Annotated in this window: 21 protein-coding genes and 1 other RNA gene; 13 read left to right on the top strand and 9 right to left on the bottom strand. The window is 33.7% G+C overall.

Going from position 1 to position 25,470, the window contains the following annotated elements; genetic code table 11:
• Window positions 1–26: 26 nt before the first annotated feature.
• Together bshA and GR162_RS20615 are read left to right on the top strand one after the other, a co-directional pair.
• Window positions 27–1,172, top strand: coding sequence for an N-acetyl-alpha-D-glucosaminyl L-malate synthase BshA (gene bshA, locus GR162_RS20610; RefSeq protein ID WP_008468834.1), 1,146 nt, complete (start codon window positions 27–29; stop codon window positions 1,170–1,172).
• Between the two features lie 15 nt (window positions 1,173–1,187).
• The gene (locus GR162_RS20615; RefSeq protein ID WP_160783662.1) at window positions 1,188–1,613 is read left to right on the top strand and encodes a protease complex subunit PrcB family protein; all 426 of its coding nucleotides are present in this window, start codon (window positions 1,188–1,190) and stop codon (window positions 1,611–1,613) included.
• 221 nt (window positions 1,614–1,834) lie between these two features.
• On the opposite strand, the gene GR162_RS20620 is transcribed toward GR162_RS20615, so the two are convergent.
• On the bottom strand, window positions 1,835–2,332 hold the full coding sequence (locus GR162_RS20620) for a hypothetical protein (RefSeq protein ID WP_160783663.1): 498 nt from the start codon (window positions 2,330–2,332) through the stop codon (window positions 1,835–1,837).
• A 140-nt stretch (window positions 2,333–2,472) separates the two neighbouring features.
• The gene (locus GR162_RS20625; protein ID WP_160783664.1) at window positions 2,473–3,294 is read right to left on the bottom strand and encodes a UDP-2,3-diacylglucosamine diphosphatase; all 822 of its coding nucleotides are present in this window, start codon (window positions 3,292–3,294) and stop codon (window positions 2,473–2,475) included.
• A 188-nt stretch (window positions 3,295–3,482) separates the two neighbouring features.
• Between GR162_RS20625 and aroC the strand changes: the two genes are divergently transcribed.
• The 3 genes from aroC to GR162_RS20640 all read left to right on the top strand — a co-directional run bounded on the left by aroC (window position 3,483) and on the right by GR162_RS20640 (window position 8,166).
• Window positions 3,483–4,541 carry a chorismate synthase gene (gene aroC / locus GR162_RS20630; protein WP_160783665.1) on the top strand — a complete coding sequence of 353 codons (1,059 nt, stop codon included), beginning with the start codon at window positions 3,483–3,485 and terminating at the stop codon, window positions 4,539–4,541.
• A gap of 52 nt (window positions 4,542–4,593) precedes the next feature.
• Complete coding sequence (locus GR162_RS20635; protein ID WP_160783666.1) at window positions 4,594–5,856, top strand: dicarboxylate/amino acid:cation symporter; 1,263 nt, start codon at window positions 4,594–4,596, stop codon at window positions 5,854–5,856.
• Between the two features lie 126 nt (window positions 5,857–5,982).
• Window positions 5,983–8,166, top strand: a complete 2,184-nt coding sequence (locus GR162_RS20640) for a response regulator (protein WP_160783667.1) — start codon at window positions 5,983–5,985, stop codon at window positions 8,164–8,166.
• Here the strand turns inward: GR162_RS20640 and GR162_RS20645 are convergent.
• Complete coding sequence (locus GR162_RS20645; protein WP_160783668.1) at window positions 8,163–9,410, bottom strand: DEAD/DEAH box helicase; 1,248 nt, start codon at window positions 9,408–9,410, stop codon at window positions 8,163–8,165. The genes GR162_RS20640 and GR162_RS20645 overlap by 4 nt on opposite strands.
• A gap of 135 nt (window positions 9,411–9,545) precedes the next feature.
• Entirely contained in the window at window positions 9,546–10,583 is a 1,038-nt protein-coding gene (locus GR162_RS20650) for a formimidoylglutamase (protein ID WP_160783669.1), read from the bottom strand.
• Window positions 10,584–10,681: 98 nt separating this feature from the next.
• Here GR162_RS20650 and GR162_RS20655 point away from each other — a divergent pair, with 98 nt between their 5' ends.
• The gene (locus GR162_RS20655) at window positions 10,682–11,560 is read left to right on the top strand and encodes a hypothetical protein (protein WP_008468844.1); all 879 of its coding nucleotides are present in this window, start codon (window positions 10,682–10,684) and stop codon (window positions 11,558–11,560) included.
• A 154-nt stretch (window positions 11,561–11,714) separates the two neighbouring features.
• On the opposite strand, the gene hutI is transcribed toward GR162_RS20655, so the two are convergent.
• Together hutI and GR162_RS20665 are read right to left on the bottom strand one after the other, a co-directional pair.
• On the bottom strand, window positions 11,715–12,953 hold the full coding sequence (hutI, locus tag GR162_RS20660; protein WP_160783670.1) for an imidazolonepropionase: 1,239 nt from the start codon (window positions 12,951–12,953) through the stop codon (window positions 11,715–11,717).
• A 96-nt stretch (window positions 12,954–13,049) separates the two neighbouring features.
• Window positions 13,050–14,099 (bottom strand): glutaminyl-peptide cyclotransferase, encoded by a 1,050-nt coding sequence (locus GR162_RS20665; protein ID WP_160783671.1) that lies wholly within the window; start codon window positions 14,097–14,099, stop codon window positions 13,050–13,052.
• An 88-nt stretch (window positions 14,100–14,187) separates the two neighbouring features.
• On the opposite strand from GR162_RS20665, the gene ffs reads away from it, so the two are divergent.
• The 5 genes from ffs to GR162_RS20690 all read left to right on the top strand — a co-directional run bounded on the left by ffs (window position 14,188) and on the right by GR162_RS20690 (window position 16,956).
• Window positions 14,188–14,285: signal recognition particle sRNA small type (gene ffs / locus GR162_RS20670), an RNA gene on the top strand.
• 174 nt (window positions 14,286–14,459) lie between these two features.
• Window positions 14,460–15,263: an SDR family oxidoreductase gene (locus GR162_RS20675; RefSeq protein ID WP_160783672.1), complete on the top strand. Its 804-nt coding sequence runs from the start codon at window positions 14,460–14,462 to the stop codon at window positions 15,261–15,263.
• Between the two features lie 4 nt (window positions 15,264–15,267).
• A complete protein-coding gene (locus GR162_RS20680) occupies window positions 15,268–15,459 on the top strand; it encodes a hypothetical protein (protein ID WP_160783673.1) in 192 nt (63 codons plus the stop codon).
• A gap of 249 nt (window positions 15,460–15,708) precedes the next feature.
• Complete coding sequence (fsa, locus tag GR162_RS20685) at window positions 15,709–16,365, top strand: fructose-6-phosphate aldolase (protein ID WP_160783674.1); 657 nt, start codon at window positions 15,709–15,711, stop codon at window positions 16,363–16,365.
• A gap of 93 nt (window positions 16,366–16,458) precedes the next feature.
• Window positions 16,459–16,956, top strand: a complete 498-nt coding sequence (locus GR162_RS20690; protein WP_160783675.1) for a hypothetical protein — start codon at window positions 16,459–16,461, stop codon at window positions 16,954–16,956.
• Window positions 16,957–17,080: 124 nt separating this feature from the next.
• Here the strand turns inward: GR162_RS20690 and GR162_RS20695 are convergent, their stop codons facing one another.
• From GR162_RS20695 to GR162_RS20705, 3 genes are all read right to left on the bottom strand, one after another.
• Window positions 17,081–18,550, bottom strand: coding sequence for an MFS transporter (locus tag GR162_RS20695; protein ID WP_160783676.1), 1,470 nt, complete (start codon window positions 18,548–18,550; stop codon window positions 17,081–17,083).
• Window positions 18,551–18,725: 175 nt separating this feature from the next.
• Window positions 18,726–19,427 carry a LytTR family DNA-binding domain-containing protein gene (locus GR162_RS20700; protein WP_160783677.1) on the bottom strand — a complete coding sequence of 234 codons (702 nt, stop codon included), beginning with the start codon at window positions 19,425–19,427 and terminating at the stop codon, window positions 18,726–18,728.
• On the bottom strand, window positions 19,417–20,469 hold the full coding sequence (locus tag GR162_RS20705) for a sensor histidine kinase (protein ID WP_160783678.1): 1,053 nt from the start codon (window positions 20,467–20,469) through the stop codon (window positions 19,417–19,419). Before GR162_RS20705 ends, GR162_RS20700 begins: the two co-directional genes overlap by 11 nt.
• 278 nt (window positions 20,470–20,747) lie before the next feature.
• On the opposite strand from GR162_RS20705, the gene GR162_RS20710 reads away from it, so the two are divergent.
• Together GR162_RS20710 and GR162_RS20715 are read left to right on the top strand one after the other, a co-directional pair.
• The gene (locus GR162_RS20710) at window positions 20,748–23,780 is read left to right on the top strand and encodes a SusC/RagA family TonB-linked outer membrane protein (RefSeq protein ID WP_160783679.1); all 3,033 of its coding nucleotides are present in this window, start codon (window positions 20,748–20,750) and stop codon (window positions 23,778–23,780) included.
• Between the two features lie 10 nt (window positions 23,781–23,790).
• The gene (locus tag GR162_RS20715) at window positions 23,791–25,371 is read left to right on the top strand and encodes a RagB/SusD family nutrient uptake outer membrane protein (protein WP_160783680.1); all 1,581 of its coding nucleotides are present in this window, start codon (window positions 23,791–23,793) and stop codon (window positions 25,369–25,371) included.
• The last annotated feature ends 99 nt before the right edge of the window (window positions 25,372–25,470 follow it).

Here is a 25,470-nt window from a genome sequence, read left to right on the forward strand (position 1 = left end):
TATTTTCGTAGAATTAAATTTAATCCATGAAAATAGCAATAGTCTGTTATCCTACTTTTGGAGGTAGTGGTGTAGTAGCCACAGAGTTAGGTCTCGAATTAGCCAGAAGAGGACACGAAATACATTTTATTACATATAGCCAGCCAGTTAGATTGGCACTTTTAAATCCGAATGTTCACTACCATGAGGTAAATGTTCCGGAATATCCTTTGTTTCACTATCAGCCTTATGAATTAGCGCTATCGAGCAAATTGGTAGATATGGTGAAATTGTACAAAATAGAGCTTCTACATGTGCATTATGCTATCCCACACGCTTATGCAGGATATATGGCAAAACAGATGCTGAAAAATGAAGGAATTAATCTTCCGATGATTACAACGCTTCATGGAACCGATATTACGCTTGTCGGGAATCATCCTTTTTATAAACCTGCAGTAACGTTCAGTATCAATAAATCTGATTATGTGACTTCGGTTTCGCAGAGTCTGAAAGATGATACTTTGAAATTGTTTAAGATCAAGAATAAAATTAAAGTGATTCCGAACTTTATTGAGCTGGATAAAGTAAAGAAAGATCCGAATGCGCCTTGCCACCGTTATGTAATGGCTAATGAGAATGAGCGTATTATCACGCATATTAGTAACTTTAGAAAAGTAAAACGCATTCCGGATATCATTAAGATTTTTTATAACGTTCAGAAAGAAATTCCAGCTAAATTGATGATGGTTGGTGATGGGCCTGAAAAAGAAAAAGCAGAAATTTTATGTCAGGAACTTGGGATTTTGGATAAAGTGATTTTCTTTGGAAATAGTCACGAAATTGATAAGATCTTATGTATGACCGATTTGTTTTTACTGCCTTCAGAAACTGAAAGTTTTGGTTTGGCGGCATTGGAAGCGATGGCATGCGGAGTTCCAGTAATTTCCAGTAATTCTGGTGGTTTGCCTGAAGTGAATTATGATGGTTTTTCGGGCTACTTAAGCAACGTTGGGAATGTTGAAGAAATGGCACAAAATGCATTGAAGATTTTAAAAGATGATGCTGTTTTAAGTCAATTTAAAGCAAACGCATTAGAAGTGGCGAGAAAATTTGATATTAAAAACATATTGCCTAAATATGAAGCTTTATATCAGAAAGCGGTTGATGACTACAAGTTGGAGAAGCACTAATTTAAAAGAATACAAATGAAAAAAGTAATTTCTGTTTTAGCGGTTTTTGTTTTGATTTCGTGCGGAGTGAAGAAAGTTGAAAGTTCGAATGCATCGTTGTATGAGGTTTTGACGAAACAATCTGATGGTGGTGGAAATATTAAATTTTTTGAAATTCTAACCGAGCCAAATGAAATCAAAATGCTTGAAAACGATCCGAATTTAGCGCATAAAATGAAAGATCCTGATGTCCAAGACTATAATTATGTCATTCTGAATATGGGTGAGAAAAACACTGGAGGTTATACAATCGATGTTGAAAAGGTTGAAGAAACCGATAAAAATATCATTATAACAGTAAAAGAATACAGTCCTGCAAAAGACGCCATGACCATGCAGGTGATTTCATATCCTTATACGGTTGTAAAAATCCATTCTAAAAAAGAGATTATTATCAAGTAATTGATTGGAAAAGGTGGAATGAGAAATGTGAAACGTAAAATTTGAAATTTGAAATGTTAGATTTGAACATGAAGCATGAAACCTGCAAAACGTGAAACCTGAAATATTAGTTGTCGGGCTGAATGAAGTCGGAGTCCTTTTTAAATTTTCTTTGAAACATAAAAAAAGCCTGTCGCTTTTAAACGACAGGCTTCTTCTTACAATTATTTTTTAATTTTATTTTAGAATCTAAATTTGACACCTAAACCAACGTCAAATCCAAAATTATCATCGTCATAATATCCTGAACCGATTTCTGGTCTTGCGTCTAATGATAAAGTAAGAGGCACTTCTTTAAATCTATATTCTATACCGATATCTCCAGCTGCAAAAACATAAGTTCCGCTGTCGCTGTATCTGTAGTTGTTGTTGTAATAATCATGATCCCAAGCAGCTAGTCCCCCTCCGACACCAGCGTACCAGTTAAAACCACCGTCGATGTTCCAAACCCATTGGTAAAGAGCAACTCCTTTTATTGCGTCTACATCACTGCTGTTTCTCCATCCTAAATCAAATTCAAGTCTGTTTTTTTGATTCAGTCCTAATTGGTATGATATTTCTCCCCCAAATCCGTTATTGTCACCCAGACGTAATCCTAAAGCGTGTTTCGAAATTTCTTGTGATTGAGCCGTAAATGCTAAACCAAGAAGCATAATGGCAGATAATAGTATCTTTTTCATAAAAATGGTAAATTAATTTTTTTTCAAATGTATTATTACAGTCAGATACAAAACGTATAATATTTTTGAAAATTGTTATATAATTTACATTTTTAAGATTTTGGCGTGTTAAAATTCTTAAAAATCTGTTTATAAGGTGCTTATTTTAGGATTATGGATGAAATTAGCTGAGAACTAAGAAGATCTTCCATTTCTAAAAGATTCTCTTCTTCTGCAAAATTGCTGGCTTTATAAGAATACAGTTTCCATCGTTTTTTATGATATTCTAAAGCAGTTAGATTTTCTACCCAATCGCCTGAATTTAGATATAAAGTAGAACCATGCTTATTCTCTTTTGTCATGATTTTTGGTTCATGAATGTGGCCGCAAATAACATAATCGTAGTTTTTTTCTATAGCCAGATCGGTTGCGGTTGTTTCAAAATCTGAGATGAATTTTACGGCTTTCTTAACGCTAGCTTTTATTTTTTTAGAAAACGAATAAGGTTCGCGGCCTAATTTTGCCAGACACCAGTTCGCAAAACGATTCATTAAAATGAGATAATCATAACCTAATCCGCCCAGTTTTGCAATCCATTTAGAATGCTGAACAGAAGCGTCAAAAACATCTCCGTGAAAAATCCAGGCTTTTTTATCATCTAATTCTAAAACCAATTTATCGACTAGAGCAAAATTTCCCATATTCATATCACTGAATTTTCGAAGTATTTCATCGTGATTTCCAGTAATATAATACACTTTTGTTCCTTTAGAAGCCATTCCGATAATGCGCTGAATAACTCTTAAATGTGCTTTTGGAAAATAAGATTTACGAAACTGCCAAGCATCAATAATATCGCCGTTTAAAACTAATGTTTTGGGTTTAATGCTTGAAAGATAGTTGTTTAGTTCTTTTGCGTGACTTCCGTAAGTTCCTAAATGGACATCTGAAAGAATGACCAATTCGACATTTCTTTTTTTCAATTTTTCTTGATTTGAAGTTTTACAAATGAAAGAAAGTTTGTGAAAATTGATTTTATTAAAAGGTTATTAAAAAGAGAGTAATTTTACCAAATTGTGATTTTTATTCCATTAAATGTTTCGTTAATAATACCAGTTTTAAATTTTTTAATTTAATTCATAAAACTTACATTTGCTCAAAACAAAACACAATGGCAGGAAACAGCTTCGGCACACTATATAAAGTAACTACATTTGGAGAATCTCACGGTGAAGCGTTAGGCGGCATTATTGATGGTTGCCCTCCAGGAATACAATTAGATTTTGAAGCAATTGAAGTAGATATGGCTAGAAGAAAGCCAGGTCAGTCAGCAATTGTAACGCAAAGAAAAGAACCAGACAACGTTCAATTCTTATCAGGGATATTTGAAGGAAAAACAACTGGAACTCCAATTGGTTTCATTATTCCAAATACCAATCAAAAATCAGACGATTACTCTCATATAAAAGATAACTACAGACCAAGCCACGCCGATTATGTTTACGATCAGAAATATGGCTTTCGCGACTATCGCGGTGGTGGTAGAAGTTCTGCAAGAGAAACAGCAAGCAGGGTAGTAGCGGGTGCAATTGCAAAACAGATGTTGCCTGAAATTAAGATTAATGCTTATGTTTCTTCTGTTGGTCCAATTCATTTAGAAACACCTTATCAGGAATTGGATTTTTCTAAAATTGAAAGTAATCCAGTACGTTGTCCAGACGAAAAATCTGCAGCGATTATGGAAGAATATATTCGTGATATCCGCAAACAGGGAGACACTGTTGGCGGTGTTGTAACTTGTGTGATTCAGAATGTTCCAGTAGGTTTAGGAGAACCGGTATTTGATAAACTTCATGCCGAATTAGGAAAAGCAATGCTTTCTATTAATGCGGTAAAAGGTTTTGAATATGGAAGCGGTTTCTCTGGTTCTGAAATGAAAGGAAGCGAACATAACGATTTATACAATCCTGACGGAACGACAAAAACAAATCTTTCAGGAGGAATTCAAGGCGGTATAAGCAACGGAATGGATATTTACTTTAGAGTAGCTTTTAAACCTGTTGCAACTATTATGCAGACTCAAGATTCTTTAGATAATAAAGGTAACATTACACCCATGACAGGAAAAGGACGTCATGATCCGTGTGTAGTGCCTCGCGCAGTGCCAATCGTAGAAGCGATGGCAGCAATTGTTTTGGCAGATTTCTATTTAATCAACAAAACATATTAATAAAAGGTAAGGCAGTGAGGGTCTTATATTTTAATAATCAAAAAATAATTTAATGCAAGAAGTTACAGAAACTAAAAAAACATCATTTCTTTCGGGATTAACAGGGCAAATTATAATTGCTATGGTTCTAGGAGCCATTTTAGGAATTATATTGCACAATACCATTTCGCCAGAAGCAGCACAGGCATTTAGCAGTAAAATAAAAATGCTGGCAACCATCTTCATTCGTTTGGTGCAAATGATTATTTCCCCATTGGTTTTTACGACTTTGGTGGTTGGAATTGCAAAATTGGGAGATATCAAAACTGTGGGAAGAATTGGAGGAAAAGCTATTGGATGGTTTTTTACAGCTTCATTTATCTCGCTTCTAATTGGATTGTTTTATGTAAATATTTTGCAGCCTGGTGTTGGCCTAAAACTAGATCACGTTGACATGGCAGCAGCTTCTGAAGTTACGGGCAAAACGCAAAATCTGTCTTTTGACAATTTCGTTGAGCACATCGTGCCAAAAAGTATTGTCGAAGCAATGGCAACCAATGAGATTCTACAGATTGTAGTTTTCTCCATCTTTTTCGGATTGGCGGCAGCTTCTCTTGGAGATACTGTGAAACCGATTATTGGTGCTTTTGATAAATTATCGCACGTGGTTTTGAAAATGGTAAACTATGTAATGAAGTTTGCGCCAATTGGAGTTTTTGGAGCCATTGCAGGAGTTTTTGCCATAAGGGATGCAGAAGAATTGGTGATTACTTACTTCAAATTTTTCGGTTCTTTCTTAATTGGAATCAGTACTTTATGGATTATTTTGATTGCTATTGGGTATATTTTCCTTAAAGGAAGAATGACTGAATTGTTAAGACGCATTACTGGACCTTTGGCAATTGCTTTTGGAACAACGAGCAGCGAAGCTGTATTTCCAAAATTAACAGAAGAATTGGAAGGTTTTGGAGTAAAAGATAAAATCGTTTCTTTTATGCTGCCGCTTGGATATTCGTTTAATCTGGACGGAAGTATGATGTATATGACTTTTGCGAGTATTTTTATTGCTCAATTCTACAATGTGCATTTAGATTTAGGAACACAAATGGCAATGCTTTTAGTGTTAATGCTTACCAGTAAAGGTATTGCAGGTGTGCCAAGAGCAAGTTTGGTTGTCGTTGCGGCAACTTGCGGTATGTTTGATATCCCGATTGAAGGAATTGCATTAATTCTTCCAATTGACCATTTCTGCGATATGTTTAGAAGTGCTACGAATGTATTAGGAAATGCGTTGGCTACTTCTGTTGTTGGGCAATGGGAGAGCAATAAAGAATAATAATAGTACTGAGATTTTAATTTTTTATCTTAGTTATTGATATAATATTTGACAAGCTGTATTTTTTTATGAAATACAGCTTTTTTTTTATTTTAAAGTGTATATTTAGATCAAATTAACCGATTAATGCCCCACAAACGGATTTTTTTACTTTTATTTTTAGTTCTGAATTGCTTTGCCAATTCGGCAATCGGGCAATCTAATTGTAACCTCGATCCTAAAATTGATAAGACTGTAAAGAAAGCGCTTCTTAATTTTAGAGAATCTAATTTTGAAAAATCACTCATCTATTCTAGAGCAGCTTTAAATGCGGCTACAGCGGTAAAAGATTATTGTCTCATCGCCCGTTCATATAATATTATTGCCGCAAATTACAACGAACTGACAGAATTTGATAAAGCTATTTTTTTCTATAAAAAAGGGCTGTATTATGCTAATAAAACCAGCAACGATACTTTAAAATGCATTCTTTATAATAATCTAGGAAATATGTATTGCTTTGAAAAAAAGCAGTTTGATGAAGGAATTCGGTATTATAAAAAGGCGGTAGCCTATGCTTTGAAAATTAATGATCTAAAAGAAGTTTATTTTACCAATGTAAATATCGCGTGGGCTTATTTTGATATAGGAAATTATAAACAGGGAAATCTTTTTTTAAAGTATGTTAACAGCACTAAAATAAAATATAATGACGGTTCAACAGAAGTTATTGTTGATATGCTCAATGGTATTTATTCTAGCCATATAAATGATAATAAGGCCGCAAATGCTTATTTTTTAAGTGCTATTGAAACAGGAAAAAAATGCCAGGAGAAAACAGATCTGGCAAATGCTTATTTAGAATATTCGCATTTTTTAAATAAAATCAACAAGCACAAAGAAGCATATGATGCACTGGTTAACCATTATAAAGTTTCGGATAAGGTATATGATGTTAAGAAGCTTAAAAAGGCATCTCAGGCCGGTCTAAGTCTTGAATTGGATGAGTATAAAAGACAAATTGATAAAGTTGAAGGTGAAAAAGTAGAGCAGTCTCAAAGTTTAAGGAAATCAAAAATTATTGTGATTCTTTTTATTTTGATTTCTCTCATTCTTTTAATTTTAATTGTGACGCTTATAAAGAATATCCGGTACAAGAAAAAACACAATTTGGAGCTTCTTAAAGCAAAAGAAATCGCAGAAGAAGCTTCTTTGCTCAAAACACAATTTATATCGACTATAAGCCACGAATTACGTACGCCGCTTTATGGTGTGGTCGGAATTACCAACATGCTTCTCGAAGAACATAAAGAAATTTCGAGAAGCCAGCATTTAAGTTCTCTAAAATTTTCTGCCAGATATTTATTGTCTCTAGTAAATGATATTTTGCAGATTAATAAAATTGAAGAAAACAAAATTGTACTTGAAAACCTGACTTTTAATATTTCAGACGAAATTACGGTAATCAAAAACTCTCTTTCTTTCCTTTCGCAGAAAAATAATAATAGAATTTCTACCAATATAGACTCAAATATTCCGGAATATTTGATTGGTGATAAACTTCGTCTTGCTCAGATTTTAATGAATTTGGTAAGTAATGCATTAAAATTTACTAAAGACGGACAAGTTGAAATTAACGTAAAGCTAAATAAAGTAGAAGGAAAGTTGTATTATTTAGATTTCTTAATTAAAGATAACGGAATCGGAATCGCAGTTGCAGATCAGAATAAGATTTTTGAAAAATTTGTCCAAGTTGGCAGACGAGATGAAGATTATCAGGGTACAGGTTTAGGACTTAGTATTGTGAAAAGATTGCTGGGGCTTTTTGGAAGTACCATTACATTGGATAGTGATCTCGGAAAAGGAACTGCATTTTCGTTTACAATTGCATTCGAACATGATTTAGCGAAAACGAAAAGCATTATTGATGAAATTGAAGTTGATCTTACTTCAAGCGAAATTTATAAAATTTTAGTTGTCGAAGATAATTTGATTAATCAGCTTGTTACGAAAAAGATTATCGAAAAAAACAATTACTCCTGCAAAGTGGTTGACGATGGTTTTGCGGCGCTTAAAACTTTAGAAAACGAAACCTTTGATTTGATTTTGATGGATATCAATATGCCTTTAATGAACGGATTTGAAACTACAAAAAGGATACGTCTTCTCGGCATAGAAACTCCAATTGTGGCTTTAACTGCTTTCGATAAAGATGAAATTACAGATGAAGCGATTTCGTCCGGAATGAATGATATTATAATTAAACCTTTTGAACCGGTTAAGTTATTTAAAATAATCAATTTTCTTATAAACGAAAAAAACGCTGTTTAATACCAGCGTTTTTTATTTTTCTTAGAATTATTTGATTTTCTAGATTTGTGAGCGCCACCGCTTCTGTTGGAGTTTTTTGGTTTTTCCCCTGCTTCTGGACTTCCAGAGTGCCATTGATACGGATGGTCGGCAATTGTTTTTACATCTACCTTGATCAATTTCTGGATGTCTTTCCAATAAGGAAGTTCATCTTTTCCGCAAAAAGAAATTGCAATTCCGCCATTTCCAGCGCGCCCTGTACGGCCAATACGGTGGACATAAGTTTCGGGAATATTCGGTAAATCAAAATTGATTACATATGGCAATTGTTCAATGTCAATTCCTCGCGCCGCAATATCCGTTGCAACCAATACGCCAACTTCTTTGTTTTTGAAAGCATCTAAAACACGTTGTCTAGCATTTTGTGATTTATCTCCGTGAATGGCTTCTGCAGGAATATCTTTTTTGCGAAGGGCTTTTACAACATTGTCAGCTCCATGTTTTGTTCTAGAAAAAACAAGTACGTTTGATAAATTTTCCTCTTTAATCAAATTGTATAATAAGTTTCTTTTCTCAGTTTTATCAACAAAATAAATGCGCTGTTCTACATTTTCGGCTGTAGACGAAACGGGCGAAACTTCAACTTTTGCTGGATCTTGAAGAAACATTTCAGCAAGCTCACGAATCGCAATTGGCATTGTTGCAGAGAAAAGTAAAGTCTGTCTGTTTTTTGGAGTTAATTTAACGATTTTTTTTACATCGTTTATAAAGCCCATATCCAGCATCTGATCGGCTTCATCCAGCACTAAAGTATGTAGATGATTCAAATCAAGAAAACCTTGTTTATGTAAGTCAAGCAGTCTCCCTGGAGTGGCTATTAGAATATCGACTCCTTTTTTTAAGGTTTCAACCTGTGGATTTTGCGAAACACCTCCAAAAATTGTTAATTGTGTTAGATTGGTATATTTACCATAAGTGTCAAAACTTTCTCCAATTTGCACAGCAAGCTCACGAGTTGGCGTAACAACTAGCGCACGAATTTGTTTTGCTTTTTTTGATGAGCCAACAATTCGATGTAATTGATGTATGATTGGAATGGCAAATGCCGCCGTTTTTCCTGTTCCTGTCTGCGCGCAGCCAATTAAATCTCTTCCAGATAAAACAACCGGAATAGATTGTTCCTGAATCGGAGTGGGATTTAAATAGCCTTCTTCAAATACGGCTTTTTGTATACTTTTTGAAAGTGATAGATCTTCGAATAACATATCTTAGTGATTAACTATTTTAGCTTTAATTCTAAAATGCCGTGCAAAGATAGGTTTATTCAGTCAATCGTTTGTTTGAATTGGCTTTTATTTGGCAAAACCAGTTTGTTTTGTATTTAGAATGTGCTTTTTAAATCAGTCTTTTTCGATGTTGGCTTTAATGAAGTCGGTTACCAGATAACCAATTAATTTGCCAATTAAATTATGGTTTGGCGAATTGTCTAAGTCTGGTGCCCCTTCGCAGATATGCAAATAAGCAGCATTTTTATGTTCACCAAAGAAAGAAATAAATTGTCTTAATTCTTCAACAGAAAAACCGCTTATGGTCATGGCACTGCTGGCAATGTTTGGAATTGCATCAAGATCGATTTCAATTCCAAAAGAATCATTTTTAATAAAATCCAAAGCTGTGATCATCTCACGATTAAAATCTTTTTCTTTTCTGATATTGACACTGTCGTACGTATTGTATCGAACGCGGTCTTCTAGTTTTTTTATAATATCTAGAACACTTTTTGAAGTGTAATTTTCGTGAAGCCCGAAAATGAAATATTTCTTTAGAAAGCCTTCTTCGTATGCATATGAAAACCCGTTTCCGCTATGGCGGCCTTCTAAGATCCTAAAATCAGAATGTGCATCAAAATTAATCGCGTTTACTGGTTTTCCTTTCGCAAGAGCTGCGCCTTTGATGTTTCCGTAAGCATTGTTATGGCCTCCGCCAATAATAATTGGAGTTTTTCCGGCTTTGATGATAGTAAAAATGATATGAGAAACTTCTTTGTCTATTTTTTCAACTAGCTGACTTAATTTTGAACGATCATCTATATCATTAAAATCAAGGTTTTCTACTTCTCGCATTTCAGTTGCCACGTCGATCTGTCCTAAAACAATGATGTTGCTTCCTTTGCAAAAACGATTATGCTGAATATTTGCAATGCTTTTTATGGCACATCGCCATGCCGAAGCTGCCCCAGGTCTTCCGTAATTGGCACGCACGCCAATATCTTCAGGAATTCCTAAAAGAACATATTTTGCTTCACTTTCTTTGAGAAAAGTAACTTTGTCGGCTCCTGGCGGAATCACAACCATCTTTTCTCCGAACTTTAATTCACCACTTCTATGATTTGTGACTTTTGCTAAATCATTTATAGTGAAAGGGATTAATTTTTCCATGAAAAAAATTTATTTTCCAAAAATAATATAATTGTAGAAACTTACGTTATTACCTTATATTAATTCTTAAATTTGTTATTAAAGAAAATTATTTAAATATGGAAAACCCAAAGAACAACAATTCAAGTCTAAAGGCGGTGATCGCAGTTTTAGCAGTCCTACTGATCGGTAGTTTAGTGTATATTTTCAAGTTATCTTCTGATACAGAAGTAGTTAAAACGGAGCTTACAACAACTTTGACTGAGAAAGAATCTGTAATGAAAGATTTACAGGAGTTAAAAGCGACTTATGATGCTGCAATTGCTGAAAATACTTCGATGTCTGACGAATTAATCCAAGAAAGAGACAAAGTAGTGGCTTTAATGGATGATTTGAACAAGTCTAAAGGAGATGTTTCTAAGTACAGATCTCAAGTTCAGGCAATGCAAAGCAAAATGAAAACTTTAGTTGCTGAAAACGATGAGTTGAAAAAACAAAATGGTGTTTTAACTACTCAAAGAGATAGTACTATTGTAGTTTTAGGAGAATCTAAAAAATATAATGAAGTATTGGTTGGTCAAAACGAAGAACTAGCTAAAACGGTTGAAAAAGGTTCTAAATTATCTGTATTGAATACTAAAACTTCAGCTTACAAATTGAAAAGCTCAGGGAAACAAATTGAAACAGATAAAGCAAGCCGTGCTGACGTTTTAAAAGTTAGTTTTACAATTGCTGAAAACCAAATTGCAAAATCTGGTGACAAAACGTATTATGTTCAAGTTATCGATGCTAAAAACAATGTTTTAGGCGAGAAAAAAACAGAAAGTTTTGGAGATAACTCATTAACGTATAGTTTTAAAACTACAGTGAAATATGAAAATAAAACTGTACAAGTTAGTGAAGATCTTCCAGGAAAAGATTTTGCAAAAGGAACTTATTTTATCAATATTTTTGATAATGATGAGTTAGTTTCTAAAACTAGTTTCAGTTTAAGATAATTTTGCCGAAAGGATAAAAATACCACTAAGATATTAAAGGTCTGTGATTTCACAGACCTTTTTTTATGTATGAAATTTGAATTTTATTGTTGTTTGAAAAACGATACGTTATCCGTGGTTGAAACCACTGGCTATATTTAAATCGTTGAAATGATTATTCTAAAATTTTTCCTTCTAGAAAAACAGATTCAATCAAATTGCTTCCAAAAGCATAAGGAATTTGATAGAAGGAAGAAATTGGCTTTGTCAGGATCAGATTAGCTTTTTTGCCTTTTGTAATGCTTCCATGTGTTTCTGAAAGTCCCATTGCGTAGGCACCGTTTATTGTCGCCGCATTAATAGCTTCTTCTGGCGTCATTTTCATTTTGATGCAAGCTGTTGCTACTACAAAATTCATATTTCCGGATGGAGTAGAACCAGGATTAAAATCTGTAGCCAATGCTAAAGGCAAGCCTGCTTTTATCATTTCGCGTGCTGGCGTATATGGAATACTTAAAAAGTAAGAACACGAAGGTAAAGCTACAGGCATTGTTTCTGTTCCTTTTAAAGCTTCAATATCTTCTGGATTCATAATTTCTAAATGATCGACAGAAAGTGCATTAAATTTAACTCCAGCCTGAATTCCGCCAATAGAATTGAATTGGTTTACGTGAATTTTTGGTTTTAAGCCAAAGGCCAAACCTGCTTCCATAATTTTTTCGGTTTCTTCTACAGAGAAATAACCGCTTTCGCAGAAAACATCTACATAATCTGCTAATTTATTTTTAGAGATTTCGTTAAGCATCTCGTTTATAATTTCGTCCAAATAACCTGCTTTATCGTCTTTGTAATGTAAAGGAAATGCATGTGCGCCTAGAAATGTAGCTTTTATGGCAATAGGATAGTTTTCGGCCAGTTTTTTAATTACTCGAAGCATTTTTAATTCTCCATCAACCGTCAAACCATAACCTGATTTAATTTCGACGGCTCCAGTTCCTAAATGCATTACTTCTTCTAAACGAATTTTAGACTGTTCATAAATCTCTTCTTCGGAAGTTTCGTTTAGTTTTTTAGCTGAATTTAAAATTCCGCCGCCGCGATTGGCGATTTCTTCATAAGAAAGTCCATTAATGCGATCTACAAATTCCTGCTCACGATTTCCTGCGTAAACAATATGAGTGTGGCTGTCACACCAAGATGGGAGCACAACTTTTCCTGTTGCATCTATTGTTTTGTCGGCATTTATTTTTGGAAGATTATCCATTGAGCCGAAATCTTCAATGAGATTGTCTTTTAAAACTAAAAAAGCATTTTTAATTGTTGGAAGTTTAGCCATTTCAGAACCTGAAACTTTAGCAATAGAAGTTTCGCGAACCTGAAGTAACTCTTGTATGTTTGTGATTAAAGTGATCATTAATATGAATTGTTATAAAACACAAATTTCACAAATTTCCACGGATTAATGTGTGAAAACTTGTGAAATTCGTAAAATTGTTTTTTTCTCTAAAGATTATTCAGAAACTGTTATTTCGAATATTTTATCCCAATATTTACCAGTAACAAAAATGGTTTTAGTAGTAGGGTTGTAGGCTATACCGTTTAGAACTTCAGCATTTTTGCTTTTTACAAATTTACGTAGTCCAGATAAATTGATAATTCCTTCAACTGCACCAGATTTTGGGTCTACAACAGCAATGGCGTCTTTTTGCCAAACATTAGCATAAAATTTTCCATTGATCAATTCTAGTTCATTTAATGCTTTAATTTTTGAACTGCCAGAATAAACATTAATGTAATCAATTAGTTTTTGATTAGCAGGATCCATTTTCCAGATTTTCTCTGTTCCATCAGAATGATAAATGTATTGGTCATCATGTGTCATTCCCCAACCTTCAATATCTTTATCGTATTTGAATGTTTTTTCTAGTTTGAAAGTTTTAGCATCATAAATAAACCCGGTTTTTTCCTGCCATGAAAGCTGATATAATTTCCCATTGAAGAAAGTAATTCCTTCTCCAAAATATTCTTTCGGAAGATCAACTTGTTTGATTACTTTTCCATTTTTATAATCTACCTCTCTGAAGTATGAATCTTCTTTTTGTCCTGTACTTTCAAAAAGTCTTCCGTCATGAAATTCTAAACCTTCAGTAAAAGCTGTTGTATCATGTGGAAAAGTGTTTACAATTTTATAGTTTAATAATTTAGGTTCGATGTCAGATACAACTTCAATTCTTTTAGTTGCATCAGAAGAATCTCCACCAAAATATACAGAAGCTTTTAGGTATTGGTAGCCTAATTTTTGATCTTTTAATTCAAATTTAAATTTTTCGGCACCTTTTGTACCTCCCACTCTTTTATCGTTTATAAAGTAAGCAATGCTGTCGATTTCTTTCGAATTTGGGTTTAAAACTCCGATTGAAAGCGATTCTTTTTGTGTAAAATGGGCTGGAAAAGCAGAATCATCGATAGTAAATAAAGAATTTTCACCTTTATTTTTTTCTTTACATCCAATTAATGTGATTCCTAATAAAATGACAGCTAGGAAGTTATATTTTTTCATAGTTTAAAATTTCAATATGCCAATATACGACGTTATTTTTATAGCAACAAAGGTCTTGCAAAAATATAAAAAGGTTGTATATTTGCACCGGCAAGTCCTACACGACCAGCTCCTGCAGACTCCCCCAGGATGGGAACATAGCAAGGGTACGTGGTTGAGCGGTGCGATGTAGGTCGCTTGCCATTTTTTTTAGAATTTAATTAGTTTGTAATCTTCCTTTATGGAGGATTTTTTTATTTTTACCCAATCTTAAGTTAGACGTTATTGGTTAAAAGTAAAGATTGAACATATTATATAGCGTTCAAAATATTACCATTCTCCAAAACTCATAACTCATAATCCATAATTTATAACTAAAAAATGAGCAAAGTCGTTTTAATTACCGGAGGATCATCAGGAATTGGAAAATCTATTGGTGAATTTTTACATCAGAAAGGTTTCGTTGTTTACGGAACGAGCAGAAATCCTGAGAAAGTTCTAAATTCTATTTTTCCTTTGGTTGCATTAGATGTTCGAAATTCTGATTCTATTAAAAATGCTGTAAACCGAATTATTGAAACCTCTGGAAGATTAGACATTGTAATCAATAATGCTGGAGTTGGAATTACTGGGCCATTAGAAGAAATTCCTACGGAAGAAATTCGAAATAATTTTGAAACGAACTTTTTCGGACCGATTGAAGTTATGAAAGCTGCGCTTCCGCAGATGCGTAAACAGAATTCGGGACTTATAATAAATATTACTTCAATTGCTGGTTATATGGGACTTCCTTACAGAAGTGTTTATTCGGCTTCAAAAGGAGCTTTAGAATTAATTACTGAAGCTTTAAGAATGGAAGTAAAATCTTTTGGAATTGAGATTACCAACGTTGCTCCTGGAGATTTTGCTACAAATATTGCAGCAGGACGTTATCATGCACCAGTTATAAAAGATTCGGCTTACGAAAAGGTTTATGGAGAAGTTCTGGCAACTATGAATGATCATGTTGATGCGGGAAGTAATCCAAATGAAATGGCAGAAGCGGTTTACAAAATCATTCAGACCAAAAAGCCGAATGTACACTATAAAGTTGGTGCATTTATGCAAAAGTTTTCGATCGTTTTAAAACGTGCACTTCCAGATAAAGTTTACGAGAAAATGCTAATGAATCATTATAAATTATAGAATTATGGAAAAGATTGCAGAGTATTTACCAGCTGTTTTTAGCGTTTTAGTTTTACTGATTATTTGGTTTGTAATTCGTAGGATATTAGGAGCAGTAAGCGATAAGATAAATAATTCAGAAAGTTACAAGGAAGATACTTTGAGAGTTTTGGAAGAAATTCGAGATGAATTGAAAGAGCTAAATAGAAATAAATAATTTACGGTTTGTAAATATTTTGTGAATTTTTGTATAATTTACAAATTGATCTCGTTTTTGAAATTGTTATTGGTATTGATTTCGTAATTTTGCAGCTGCGTTTGCGTGAGGGATAGGAGTAAACTACCGAAGTAGTACGGATAGCCCGACCGGATTTGGAAAAGGCGCTTGTAAGCGGTTTGATTGGTGCGCCTTTTGCAAATCTGGTCACGCCCTGAATAAATCAACACAATTTAAATAATATAAATTATGAAATTTTTTATTGACACAGCTAATTTAGCTCAAATTAAAGAAGCACAAGCTTTAGGTGTTTTGGATGGTGTGACGACTAATCCGTCATTAATGGCAAAAGAAGGAATCGCTGGAAAAAACAATATCCTTAAGCATTATGTTGACATTTGCAACCTTGTTGATGGTGATGTAAGTGCTGAAGTTAACGCCCTTGACTTTGAAGGTATGGTTAAGGAAGGCGAGGAGCTAGCTGAATTGCATGAGCAGATTGTTGTAAAACTTCCTATGACTAAAGAAGGCGTTATGGCAGCAAAATATTTTTCAGATAAAGGGATTAAAACTAACGTAACTCTTGTTTTCTCTGTAGGACAAGCTATTTTGGCAGCAAAAGCTGGAGCAACCTATGTTTCTCCGTTTGTTGGCCGTTTGGATGATATTTCTACTGACGGATTAAACTTAATCCAAGAAATTAGAGAGGTTTATGATAACTATGGTTACGAAACTCAAATTTTAGCAGCTTCTGTGCGTCACACAATGCACATTGTAAACTGTGCAAAAATTGGTGCTGATGTTATGACTGGACCTCTTTCTGCAATTTACGGTTTATTGAAACACCCATTAACAGATATCGGTTTAGCTCAATTCGTAGCTGACTTTGAAAAAGGAAACAAATAATCCTTAGATATTTACAAAATTAAAATCGTCTTTTTTCTAACGAGAAAAGGCGGTTTTTTTTTTACTTTTATATTGAATCTTAAATAGTTAAATATGAAAGTTATCTTATTTATTTTGTCTTTTTTTGTAGCGAGTTTTTCTATAAACGCTCAGGCCGCTAAAGTTATTACTTCGGTAAATGAGGCTGGAGATGTTGCAACTTATGAGTTGGATTGCTCGGTTAAATTTCAAACCCTCGCTAAAGGTCTTCGGTATAATATTACGAGACATGAATTTAAAGGTCCGGAATTAAAAAACTCGTACCGCCTTTTGCTGGTAATGGATGGGTTTTATTCGAAAACGCTAAATAGTGAAATGACTATTTCGGCAATCTTAAGTGATGGAACGAAAATAGAAGCAAGAAAGACTATTGAAGATGATGGCTTTTTTGATGGAGCTTGCACCTTAAAAATAAAAGATCCGCAAGCGCTTTTAAATGCTGATATTGATAAGATAATTGTCCATGCGGACAAAGATGTCGTTTATCCTTTATCGGCACAAAACAAGGCTGTTTTTAAGAAGAACTTAAGTAATATTATTAATGCGAAATAAGATTCTAAGATTCTGAGATGTTAAGGATCTAAGTTTTTTTCTCTTCTCTGTAAATATAAAAAATCCAAATTCCGATTAGTAAAATTGGAATTTGGATTTTTTATATATTGGATTTTTTTAATTCTTAGTGTCCTCCACCAGCACTTTCGATGTGGCTGATTCCTTGTTTTTTCAAGATTTTAGGACAGTAGAAGCCGTAGAATCCTAAATAAGCGAAACCGATAAGCGGTACAATATATGAGAAATGCGTATATGTGATACCAAAAATTCCGTTTGGATTTGTCGCATCTAAATCACAGATGCTTCCTTGCAATAATGGAATTACTCCACCACCAAGAATCATCATGATTAAGAAAGATGATGCTTTTCCTGTATTTTTTCCTAATCCTGCAATCGCTAAATCGAAGATTGAAGGCCACATGATAGATAAGAACAATCCTCCAGAAATAAAGAAGAATTTAGCGATTTCTGGGTCCGGCCAAGCCAATCCTAAAACCATCATAGTCAATCCTGAAATTCCGAAAAGCATTAATGTTTTTCCAGCGTTTTTACCGCCAACAAAACTTACAGCAATAAATAGTAAAATCCAGATTGGGTAGATGTAAAATGAAGAAACATCGTGGGCTGCGAAGATATTAGCTCCGATAATTACTCCAAAAGCAGCAGCTGGCACAATAAATTTGAGAGCCGTATTAACCAAATTAGAAGTATTGAAAACGTTTACTCCACCATTCCAACGGCCAATCATTAAACTTCCCCAGTAAAGTGCAATAAATGGTGCAACTGCATCTTCTAATATATTTCCGAATTCGTGTGTGTGCAATAAAGCAGGCAAGTTACTGATGATTGTAACTTCAGTTCCAACATAAATAAAAATTCCTAACATACCCAAGTATAATTGCGGATAGTCAAGAATATTAAAACTGCTATGTTTGTCTTTGATGATTGCTTCTTCCTCTTTTACCGGATCTTCAATTTTAGAAAAGTTCATGAAAACTGCAACAGCAATAAATGCAAGACCTAAAATGATGAACGGCAATTTAATATCTTCTAATGAAAGAGCTGTTTTTTTGTTGTCTCCCATTCCGAATAAAGCAATCCCTAACAAAATAGCTCCAATTGTTGTTCCAAAAGAGTTGATTCCTCCTGCAAGCGTTAAACGGTGCGCTCCAGTTTCTGGACTTCCCATTTTAATGGCTAAAGGGTTTGCTACAATCTGCTGAATAGAAAATCCTAATCCAACTGTAAATAAGGCTGTTAAGAAGAAAGGGAAACTTTGGATTGTAGCTGCCGGAACGAATAAAAACGAACCTACAGCAGATAAAACTAATCCCGCTGATAGGGTTCTTTTGTATCCGTATTTTTGTAAAACATCTACTTTTAAAGAAACGATAAAGAATATGATTGATCCAACAAAATAAGCAGCATAGAAAGCCCAAGCTACTAATTGAGATTGTACTTGCGATAACGTAAATACTTTTTTGAATACTGGAATCAGGATGTCATTGGCTGAACCAACAAAACCCCAAAAGAAGAAGACGATTATCAAAGAGATAAATTGCCCCCATTTGGTTTGCACATTTTCTGAACTCATAATAATAAGGTTAATTTTTTATTTTATTGTTTTTTGAAGACCGTAAATATATTTGTTAGGATTATCAAAAAAAAATAAAAAGGTATAAATAATGTTAAATTTAAACCAACGGCTATGTTTTTTCAACAAAGTGTTAATTTTAACCCAGTTAGAAAATGTAATTCGTAATTATATTTTATTCCAATATCTTGTTTTTAACCTCTTTGCTGTAGTTTCTGCCGATCGGAATGTTATAAGATTGTATTTGAACGCGATTTCCTTCTATAGATTTTACCTTATTTAGGGCAATCACATACGATTTATGTATTCTAAGGAAGCGATCAGCTGGTAATTCTTCTGATAATGAAGTGAGAGATTTATGAGTAATATAGGTTTTATCTGGTGTTACAACTTTTATGTATTCTTTCATTCCTTCAACGAATAAAATCTCTTCAATATTAATCTTCATCATTTTTTTATCGACTTTGATAAAAATATGAGAATCGCCTTTTGCAGTTTCGACCTTAATGTTGTTTTTGAGATTGTATTCGGTTGTAATTTTATTGATGCATTTTATAAATCGTGGCAACGGAATCGGCTTGACTAAATAGTCCAATACATCCAAATCATAACTTTCGGCAGCAAATTCTCTAAAAGCAGTAGTAATGATAACTTTAGTTTTATTTTCAATAAGACTGATAAGTTCAAAACCTGTCATCATCGGCATGTTAATATCTAGAAAGACGGCATCAACAGCTGTGCTGTTTATAAAATCAAGCGCTTCTAGAGAGTTAGTGAATGTAGCTATAACTTCAAAGTCTGTAAAATTGGTAAAATAATTTTCCAGGACTTTAATAGCTAAAGGCTCATCATCAATTAACACGCATTTAATCTTCATTCTGAGTAGGTATTTGTAATCGGATTATGTAGAAATTTAGTTTGGTAGTATGTTTTAGGCTAAAATTGTTTCTATAAATCAGCTTTAGTCTCTTTTTTGTGTTTACTAAACCAATTCCTCTTTTTGGATTATGATTTTGTGAAAGTACAAAATTATTTAAGATTTCAAAATCGAGCGTTTTGTTTTCAAGAACTCTGCAATTGATTTTTATTTTCAAATTTTTGTTATTCAAACCGCCATGCTTGAATGCATTTTCTACCAATGAAATAAAGATTAAAGGAGGCACAACAACATCATCTATATTCGATTCTAAATTTATGGTAACTTCAACGTTTTCAAAACGCAGCTTTTCAATTTCAATATAATTCTGAATATAATCTATTTCCTTTATTAGCGGAACAAATTTGGTTCCTTTGACATCATACAAAACGTATTCCATTAAATTGGAAAGTTTTATGATTACATCAGGAACTTTTTTGGATGATTCTAATGATAGTGCGTATAAGTTGTTTAATGTATTAAAGAAAAAATGTGGCTGAATTTGATTTTCGAGGTATTTCAGTTTAATCTTAAATTGGTTTTCTCTTAGCGATCTGTTTCTTTCTCTTTCTCGTAACCATGTCAGCGTCAGATAAACTGATGATGCCATTGCTAGTACATACAACTCTCCAATACAAACGGCAACGATATGATTGATTTCAAAAGGATGATATTCTCTGTTGGCTTCTGGCCATATATTTTCAGATATTATATAATAAGTCAGGGCAGTTTTAGCCAAATAAATTCCAAATAAACTTAGAAGCAATAAAAATGTATACATAATATATTTTTGCTTCAATACATACTTCGGAACCAAGACAAATAAATTCAGATACACTAAAGGAATAACCAGAGAAAATTCAATTAGGTTTGATTTGAAAGAATAAGGGTAATCATTAAAGTAAGCACCCCATCTTAAAAAGTTTAAAGTAAAGTATACTCCCCAAAACCAAACATGATTTTGCAGTTTAATATCAAATTTAACTTTTCGTATTTCTTTCAACTGGCTTTAAGTTCTTTACGAGATTTTGGGTTTTTCTTAACAATAACGAAATATTGTGCAACTTTAAACAATTAACTGCAAAAAGCCAATTTTTTTGAATAAAATTTCGCAAAAAAAGGATATTGGTGCTTAATTTTTCTATTAGAACGTTTTCGTAAAGCGTATTATTGAATGATTTATGTCGTTCGTTTAAATTTTATTGCTGTTGGTTTAATTTATTTTTTTTAACAATGCCTTAAGAATAATTTTACCTCATAACTAACAAAATAAAAATAAACATGAAAAAAATTTTCTTAATCTTTATGATTGTTTTTACGGCGCAAGTTTCGCTTGCACAAGTAAAAAGTGTCAAAGGTGTGATTACAGATTCTGACGGTATGCCATTACCAGGAGCTTCTGTTGCTGTACAAGGAGGTCAAAAGGGAACAACTACCGATTTTGACGGATTGTATACTATCGAAGTTCAAAAAGGTCAGAGTTTAGTATTTACTTATGTAGGACTAGAAACTCAAACGATAGTTGTAGGAGATGCTGCTACAATTAATGTTAAAATGTTAACTGCTGCATCAAATGCTTTAAGCGAGGTGGTTGTTACTTCTTTAGGTATCAAAAAGACAAGAAAATCTTTAACTTATGCTGCTCAAGAACTTAAAGGAGATGAGTTAGTACGTGTGAAAGATGCCAACGTTATCAATACAATTGCAGGTAAGATTGCCGGTGTTGCTGTAACTAAGAGTGCTGGTGGAACAGGGGGGTCTACTAAAGTTGTAATTCGTGGAAATTCATCTGTTTCTAATAGCCAGCCTTTGTATGTAATTGATGGTATTCCTATGTTGAATTCAGGTTCGGGCCAGCCGAATGATTCATTTGGTAGTTTAGCAGGAGGTAACCGTGATGGTGGAGACGTTATTTCTTTAGTAAATCCTGATGATTATGAAGGTATGACAGTTCTTAAAGGTGCTGCGGCTTCTGTATTATATGGTAGCCAAGGAGCAAACGGGGTAATTTTATTATCTTCTAAAAAAGGAAAAACAGGAAAAGCAAACATTATGCTTTCGTCTGTAACAACATTTGAAACAGCAGCGTACCTTCCTAAATTCCAAACAGACTATCTTGCTGCTGATGGCGCTGATGAGTCTTGGGGAGCAAAAGGAAAGTCTGATGATCATGTAAAAGACTTTTTCACTACAGGAACAACACAAATTACATCTTTAGGATATTCAATTGGTTCTGAAAATTCTTCTACAGCATTTTCTTATGCAAATACTTCTTCAAGCGGTATTATTCCAGGAAATAATTTGAAGAAAAACAACTTTGGTATTCGTCAGACAGCTAAATTCTTTGATGATAAACTAGTATTTGCTGCAAATGCAAATTACACAAGTCAAACTATAGCAAACAAGCCGGTTAATGGATTTTATTTTAACCCACTTACAGGTGTCTATTTGATGCCAAGAGGAAATGATTTTAATTATTATAAAGATAATTATGAGCAGTTTGATCCATCAAGAAATTTAATGGCTCAAAATTGGATGACTAATAGAGATATTATGCAAAATCCATATTGGGCAATTAACAGAAATAGATCTGAAGATAAAAATGATTTCTTCAATGGAGCTTTGTCTTTAACGTATAAAGCAACTAATTGGTTATCTATCGCTTCTAGATACAGCTACAATAGAGTAACAAGTTTATTTGATAAGAAAATATATGCTACTACGCAAGGAACTTTATCTCATATGAATGGTAGATATTATTCTGAGAATGCATTGAGCACACAACGTTATGCCGATTTGATTGCAACAATCAATACAAAAATTGGATCTGATTTTAGTTTTAATGCAAACATAGGTACTAGTGTAACGAATACTTTAACGAATCAAAAAACAATTTTAGATTCTGGTATCGGAGGAGGATTGAAATATGCTAACTGGTTTACTTTGCATAATTTCAATAATAATGATGGAAACTACCAAACAATCGATTCAAGAAGAGAAGTGCAATCAATATTTGCAGCAACGACATTTGGTTACAAAGACATGTTATTCTTAGACCTTACAGGAAGAAATGACTGGTCATCTACCTTAGTAAATACAGGTACATCAAGTTATTTTTATCCATCTGTGGGTTTAACTGCAATCATCAGCGAAATGGCAACATTGCCTGAATGGATTAATTATGGTAAAGTACGTGGTACTTATGCACAAGTTGGTAATGATATCTATCCTTTTATTTCTGTTCCAACAAATTACTATCCTAGCGGAAGTGGTGCAAAATATAATCCTTTAGTTGCACCAAAACCTGGAACGACATTAAAACCAGAGCTTAAATCAGAGTTTGAGTTTGGTACAGAATGGAGAATGTTTAATAATAGATTAGGTTTTGAGGTGTCTTACTATAATTCAGAAACTAAAAACCAATATTTACAGGTTGTTGCTCCAGTTGGAAATAGTGCAGGTGCTGATTTTTATGGTATTAATGCTGGAAGCATAGAAAATAAAGGTTTTGAGGTTGTGTTAAATGCAGGAATTATTAGAGGAGATAAATTTACTTGGGATTCAGCTATTAACTTCTCACAAAACAAGAATAAGGTAAAAGAAATTCCAGAAGAATTAGGAGGAAGAGTAAACTTAACAGATCCAGGTGTAAATAGCTATAGATATGCTTTAGTAGAAGGGAAGCCTTATGGAGTTATTGAAGGATTTAATATTAAAAAAGATGCTCAAGGCAGAATGTTGTTGAATGATGATGGAACAATTCAAAGAACTGACTGGGAAGAAGTTGGTAATTCTAATCCTGATTTCATGCTTGGTTTTTCTAATTCATTCAAATTTGGTTCTTTCTTTGCAAATGTATTGATTGATGGCCGTTTTGGAGGTGATGTTATGAGTTTAACTCAAGCTCAAAATGATGCGTTTGGTGTTTCTAAGGCTACGGGAGATGCTAGGAATGCTGGAGGAGTTGCAGTAAATGCTGTAAAACCAGACGGAACTGCGGTTTCAATGATTGATGCTCAATCTTACTATTCTCAAGTTGGAGGTAGAGCCGGAATCAGTGGAGAATATGTGTATGATGCTACAAATGTGAGTTTAAGAGAGATTTCTATTGGTTATAATTTCAATCCTAAAACACTGCCATTTATTCAAACAGCGAGTATTTCATTTATTGCTAGAAACTTATTCTTTATTTATAAAGATGCTCCTTTTGATCCAAATATTGCATTAAGTACAGGTCAAGGTTTACAAGGGGTAGATATTTATGGTTTGCCTTCTACCAGAAGTATTGGTCTAAATTTAAATGTAACTTTCTAATTCTAAAAACATGAAACTAAATAATATAACAAAAGCAACTATTTGTGCCTTGTTACTCACTGCAGCAGGGTGTACAGATAATTTTGAAGACATTAATACTAATCCAAATGGTATTACGCTTCCTGATTTTGAGCAAGATTTTAATCACATCAAAGGAGGATTTGCACCGATGTTTAATAATATTCAGGTTTTAAGTCCTGAGTGGGTGTACCAATTGCAACAAGGATTAAATAGCGATATTTGGTCTGGTTATATGTCAACTCCAACAGGATTTGCTGGGGGAATTAATAATACTACTTATTCATTAGTTGATGGATGGAATGGATTTATCTGGGATTATGGTTATAAAAATGTGATGTTTAATGCATATGATATAGCTAATAAATCTAAAGGAAAATACGATCAATTTTATGCGTTGTCATTGATTTTGAAAGTGGAGGGAATGCATAGAATGACCGATACTTTTGGACCAATTATTTATTCTAAATTTGGTTCTAATGACGCAACTATTCCGTACGATTCTCAAGAGGAAGTTTACACTCAAATGTTTGCTGAATTAGATACTGCAGTAGCTGAATTGACAAAAAGAATTGATGCAGGAGAGGCTTCTACATTTGAATCGACAGATATGTCAGGATACAAAGGAAAGTATGAATCATGGGTTAGGTTTGCTAATACTTTGCGTCTGAGATTAGCGATGCGTATTGTAAAAGTTAAACCGTCTTTAGCTAAGGCAGAAGCAGAAAAAGCCATTGCACAAAAATTTGGAGTAATGAAAGTTAATGACGATTCGTTTAAAATCGTTTCACCGGTTTACACAAATCCAATTGCAACAATTAGTGGTGCATGGTTAGATATTCGTATGTCAGCCGATATGGAGTCTATTCTAAAAGGTTACCAAGACCCTAGAATCGCTTCTTATTTTGATGTTTCTAAACAATTTCCGGGAGAGTACAAAGGTGTTCGTACTGGTATTAATATTGTTGGAAAATCAGATCATCAGGATTTTTCTGGAATTGGTGCTGTTGTAAGATCAAAAGAAATCTACCTTATGAATGCTGCAGAAGCTTATTTCTTAAGAGCTGAAGGGGCATTAAGAGGTTGGAATATGGGTGGCACTGCTCAAGAATTATATGAAACAGGCATTAAAGTGTCGTTTGAGCAAAGAGGTGTTTCGGGTGCTGCAAATTACATTGCTGATAATGTTAAGACTCCAATAGCATATGTAGATCCTAATTTTCCAGAAAACAATTCGCCAGCTGTAAATAATGTTACTGTTGCATGGGATGCTGCGGCTACAAATGAGGTGAAACTTCAAAAAATTATTACTCAAAAATGGATTGCTGGATTCCCAGAAGGACAAGAAGCTTGGTCTGATTATAGAAGAACAGGATACCCTAAACTTTTCCCAGTTCTTAAAAATTATAGTGGAGGAACAATCTCAACTGAATTAGGTGTAAGAAGAATCAATTTTGTTCAGTCTGAGAAAGCTGGTAATGCTGGTGGAGTGGCAACAGGAGTCGCTAAATTAAATGGTCCTGATAATGGAGGAACAAGGTTGTGGTGGGACACAACAGCTCCAAACTTCTAAAAAAAAAGAATATTAAGTTTGGTTAGTAGTATGGTATAGATGGTGTAAGCTGTCTATACCATATCTTAAAACCAAAAGGGTAATTACTACAAAAAAAGA

The sequence above is a fragment of the Flavobacterium sp. HBTb2-11-1 genome, from assembly GCF_009826975.1.
Lineage (GTDB): Bacteria > Bacteroidota > Bacteroidia > Flavobacteriales > Flavobacteriaceae > Flavobacterium.

Bases quoted from the DNA above. Each gene is read 5' to 3' on its own strand.
- GR162_RS20620 (WP_160783663.1), bottom strand. From the start codon at position 2,332: ATGAAAAAGATACTATTATCTGCCATTATGCTTCTTGGTTTAGCATTT.
- GR162_RS20665 (WP_160783671.1), bottom strand. From the start codon at position 14,099: ATGAAAAAATATAACTTCCTAGCTGTCATTTTATTAGGAATCACATTA.
- GR162_RS20710 (WP_160783679.1), top strand. From the start codon at position 20,748: ATGAAAAAAATTTTCTTAATCTTTATGATTGTTTTTACGGCGCAAGTT.
- hutI (WP_160783670.1), bottom strand. From the start codon at position 12,953: ATGATCACTTTAATCACAAACATACAAGAGTTACTTCAGGTTCGCGAA.
- GR162_RS20655 (WP_008468844.1), top strand. From the start codon at position 10,682: ATGGAAAACCCAAAGAACAACAATTCAAGTCTAAAGGCGGTGATCGCA.
- GR162_RS20700 (WP_160783677.1), bottom strand. From the start codon at position 19,427: ATGAAGATTAAATGCGTGTTAATTGATGATGAGCCTTTAGCTATTAAA.
- GR162_RS20695 (WP_160783676.1), bottom strand. From the start codon at position 18,550: ATGAGTTCAGAAAATGTGCAAACCAAATGGGGGCAATTTATCTCTTTG.
- fsa (WP_160783674.1), top strand. From the start codon at position 15,709: ATGAAATTTTTTATTGACACAGCTAATTTAGCTCAAATTAAAGAAGCA.
- GR162_RS20680 (WP_160783673.1), top strand. From the start codon at position 15,268: ATGGAAAAGATTGCAGAGTATTTACCAGCTGTTTTTAGCGTTTTAGTT.
- GR162_RS20640 (WP_160783667.1), top strand. From the start codon at position 5,983: ATGCCCCACAAACGGATTTTTTTACTTTTATTTTTAGTTCTGAATTGC.
- GR162_RS20690 (WP_160783675.1), top strand. From the start codon at position 16,459: ATGAAAGTTATCTTATTTATTTTGTCTTTTTTTGTAGCGAGTTTTTCT.
- GR162_RS20650 (WP_160783669.1), bottom strand. From the start codon at position 10,583: ATGGAAAAATTAATCCCTTTCACTATAAATGATTTAGCAAAAGTCACA.
- GR162_RS20715 (WP_160783680.1), top strand. From the start codon at position 23,791: ATGAAACTAAATAATATAACAAAAGCAACTATTTGTGCCTTGTTACTC.
- GR162_RS20615 (WP_160783662.1), top strand. From the start codon at position 1,188: ATGAAAAAAGTAATTTCTGTTTTAGCGGTTTTTGTTTTGATTTCGTGC.
- GR162_RS20645 (WP_160783668.1), bottom strand. From the start codon at position 9,410: ATGTTATTCGAAGATCTATCACTTTCAAAAAGTATACAAAAAGCCGTA.
- GR162_RS20675 (WP_160783672.1), top strand. From the start codon at position 14,460: ATGAGCAAAGTCGTTTTAATTACCGGAGGATCATCAGGAATTGGAAAA.
- bshA (WP_008468834.1), top strand. From the start codon at position 27: ATGAAAATAGCAATAGTCTGTTATCCTACTTTTGGAGGTAGTGGTGTA.
- GR162_RS20635 (WP_160783666.1), top strand. From the start codon at position 4,594: ATGCAAGAAGTTACAGAAACTAAAAAAACATCATTTCTTTCGGGATTA.
- aroC (WP_160783665.1), top strand. From the start codon at position 3,483: ATGGCAGGAAACAGCTTCGGCACACTATATAAAGTAACTACATTTGGA.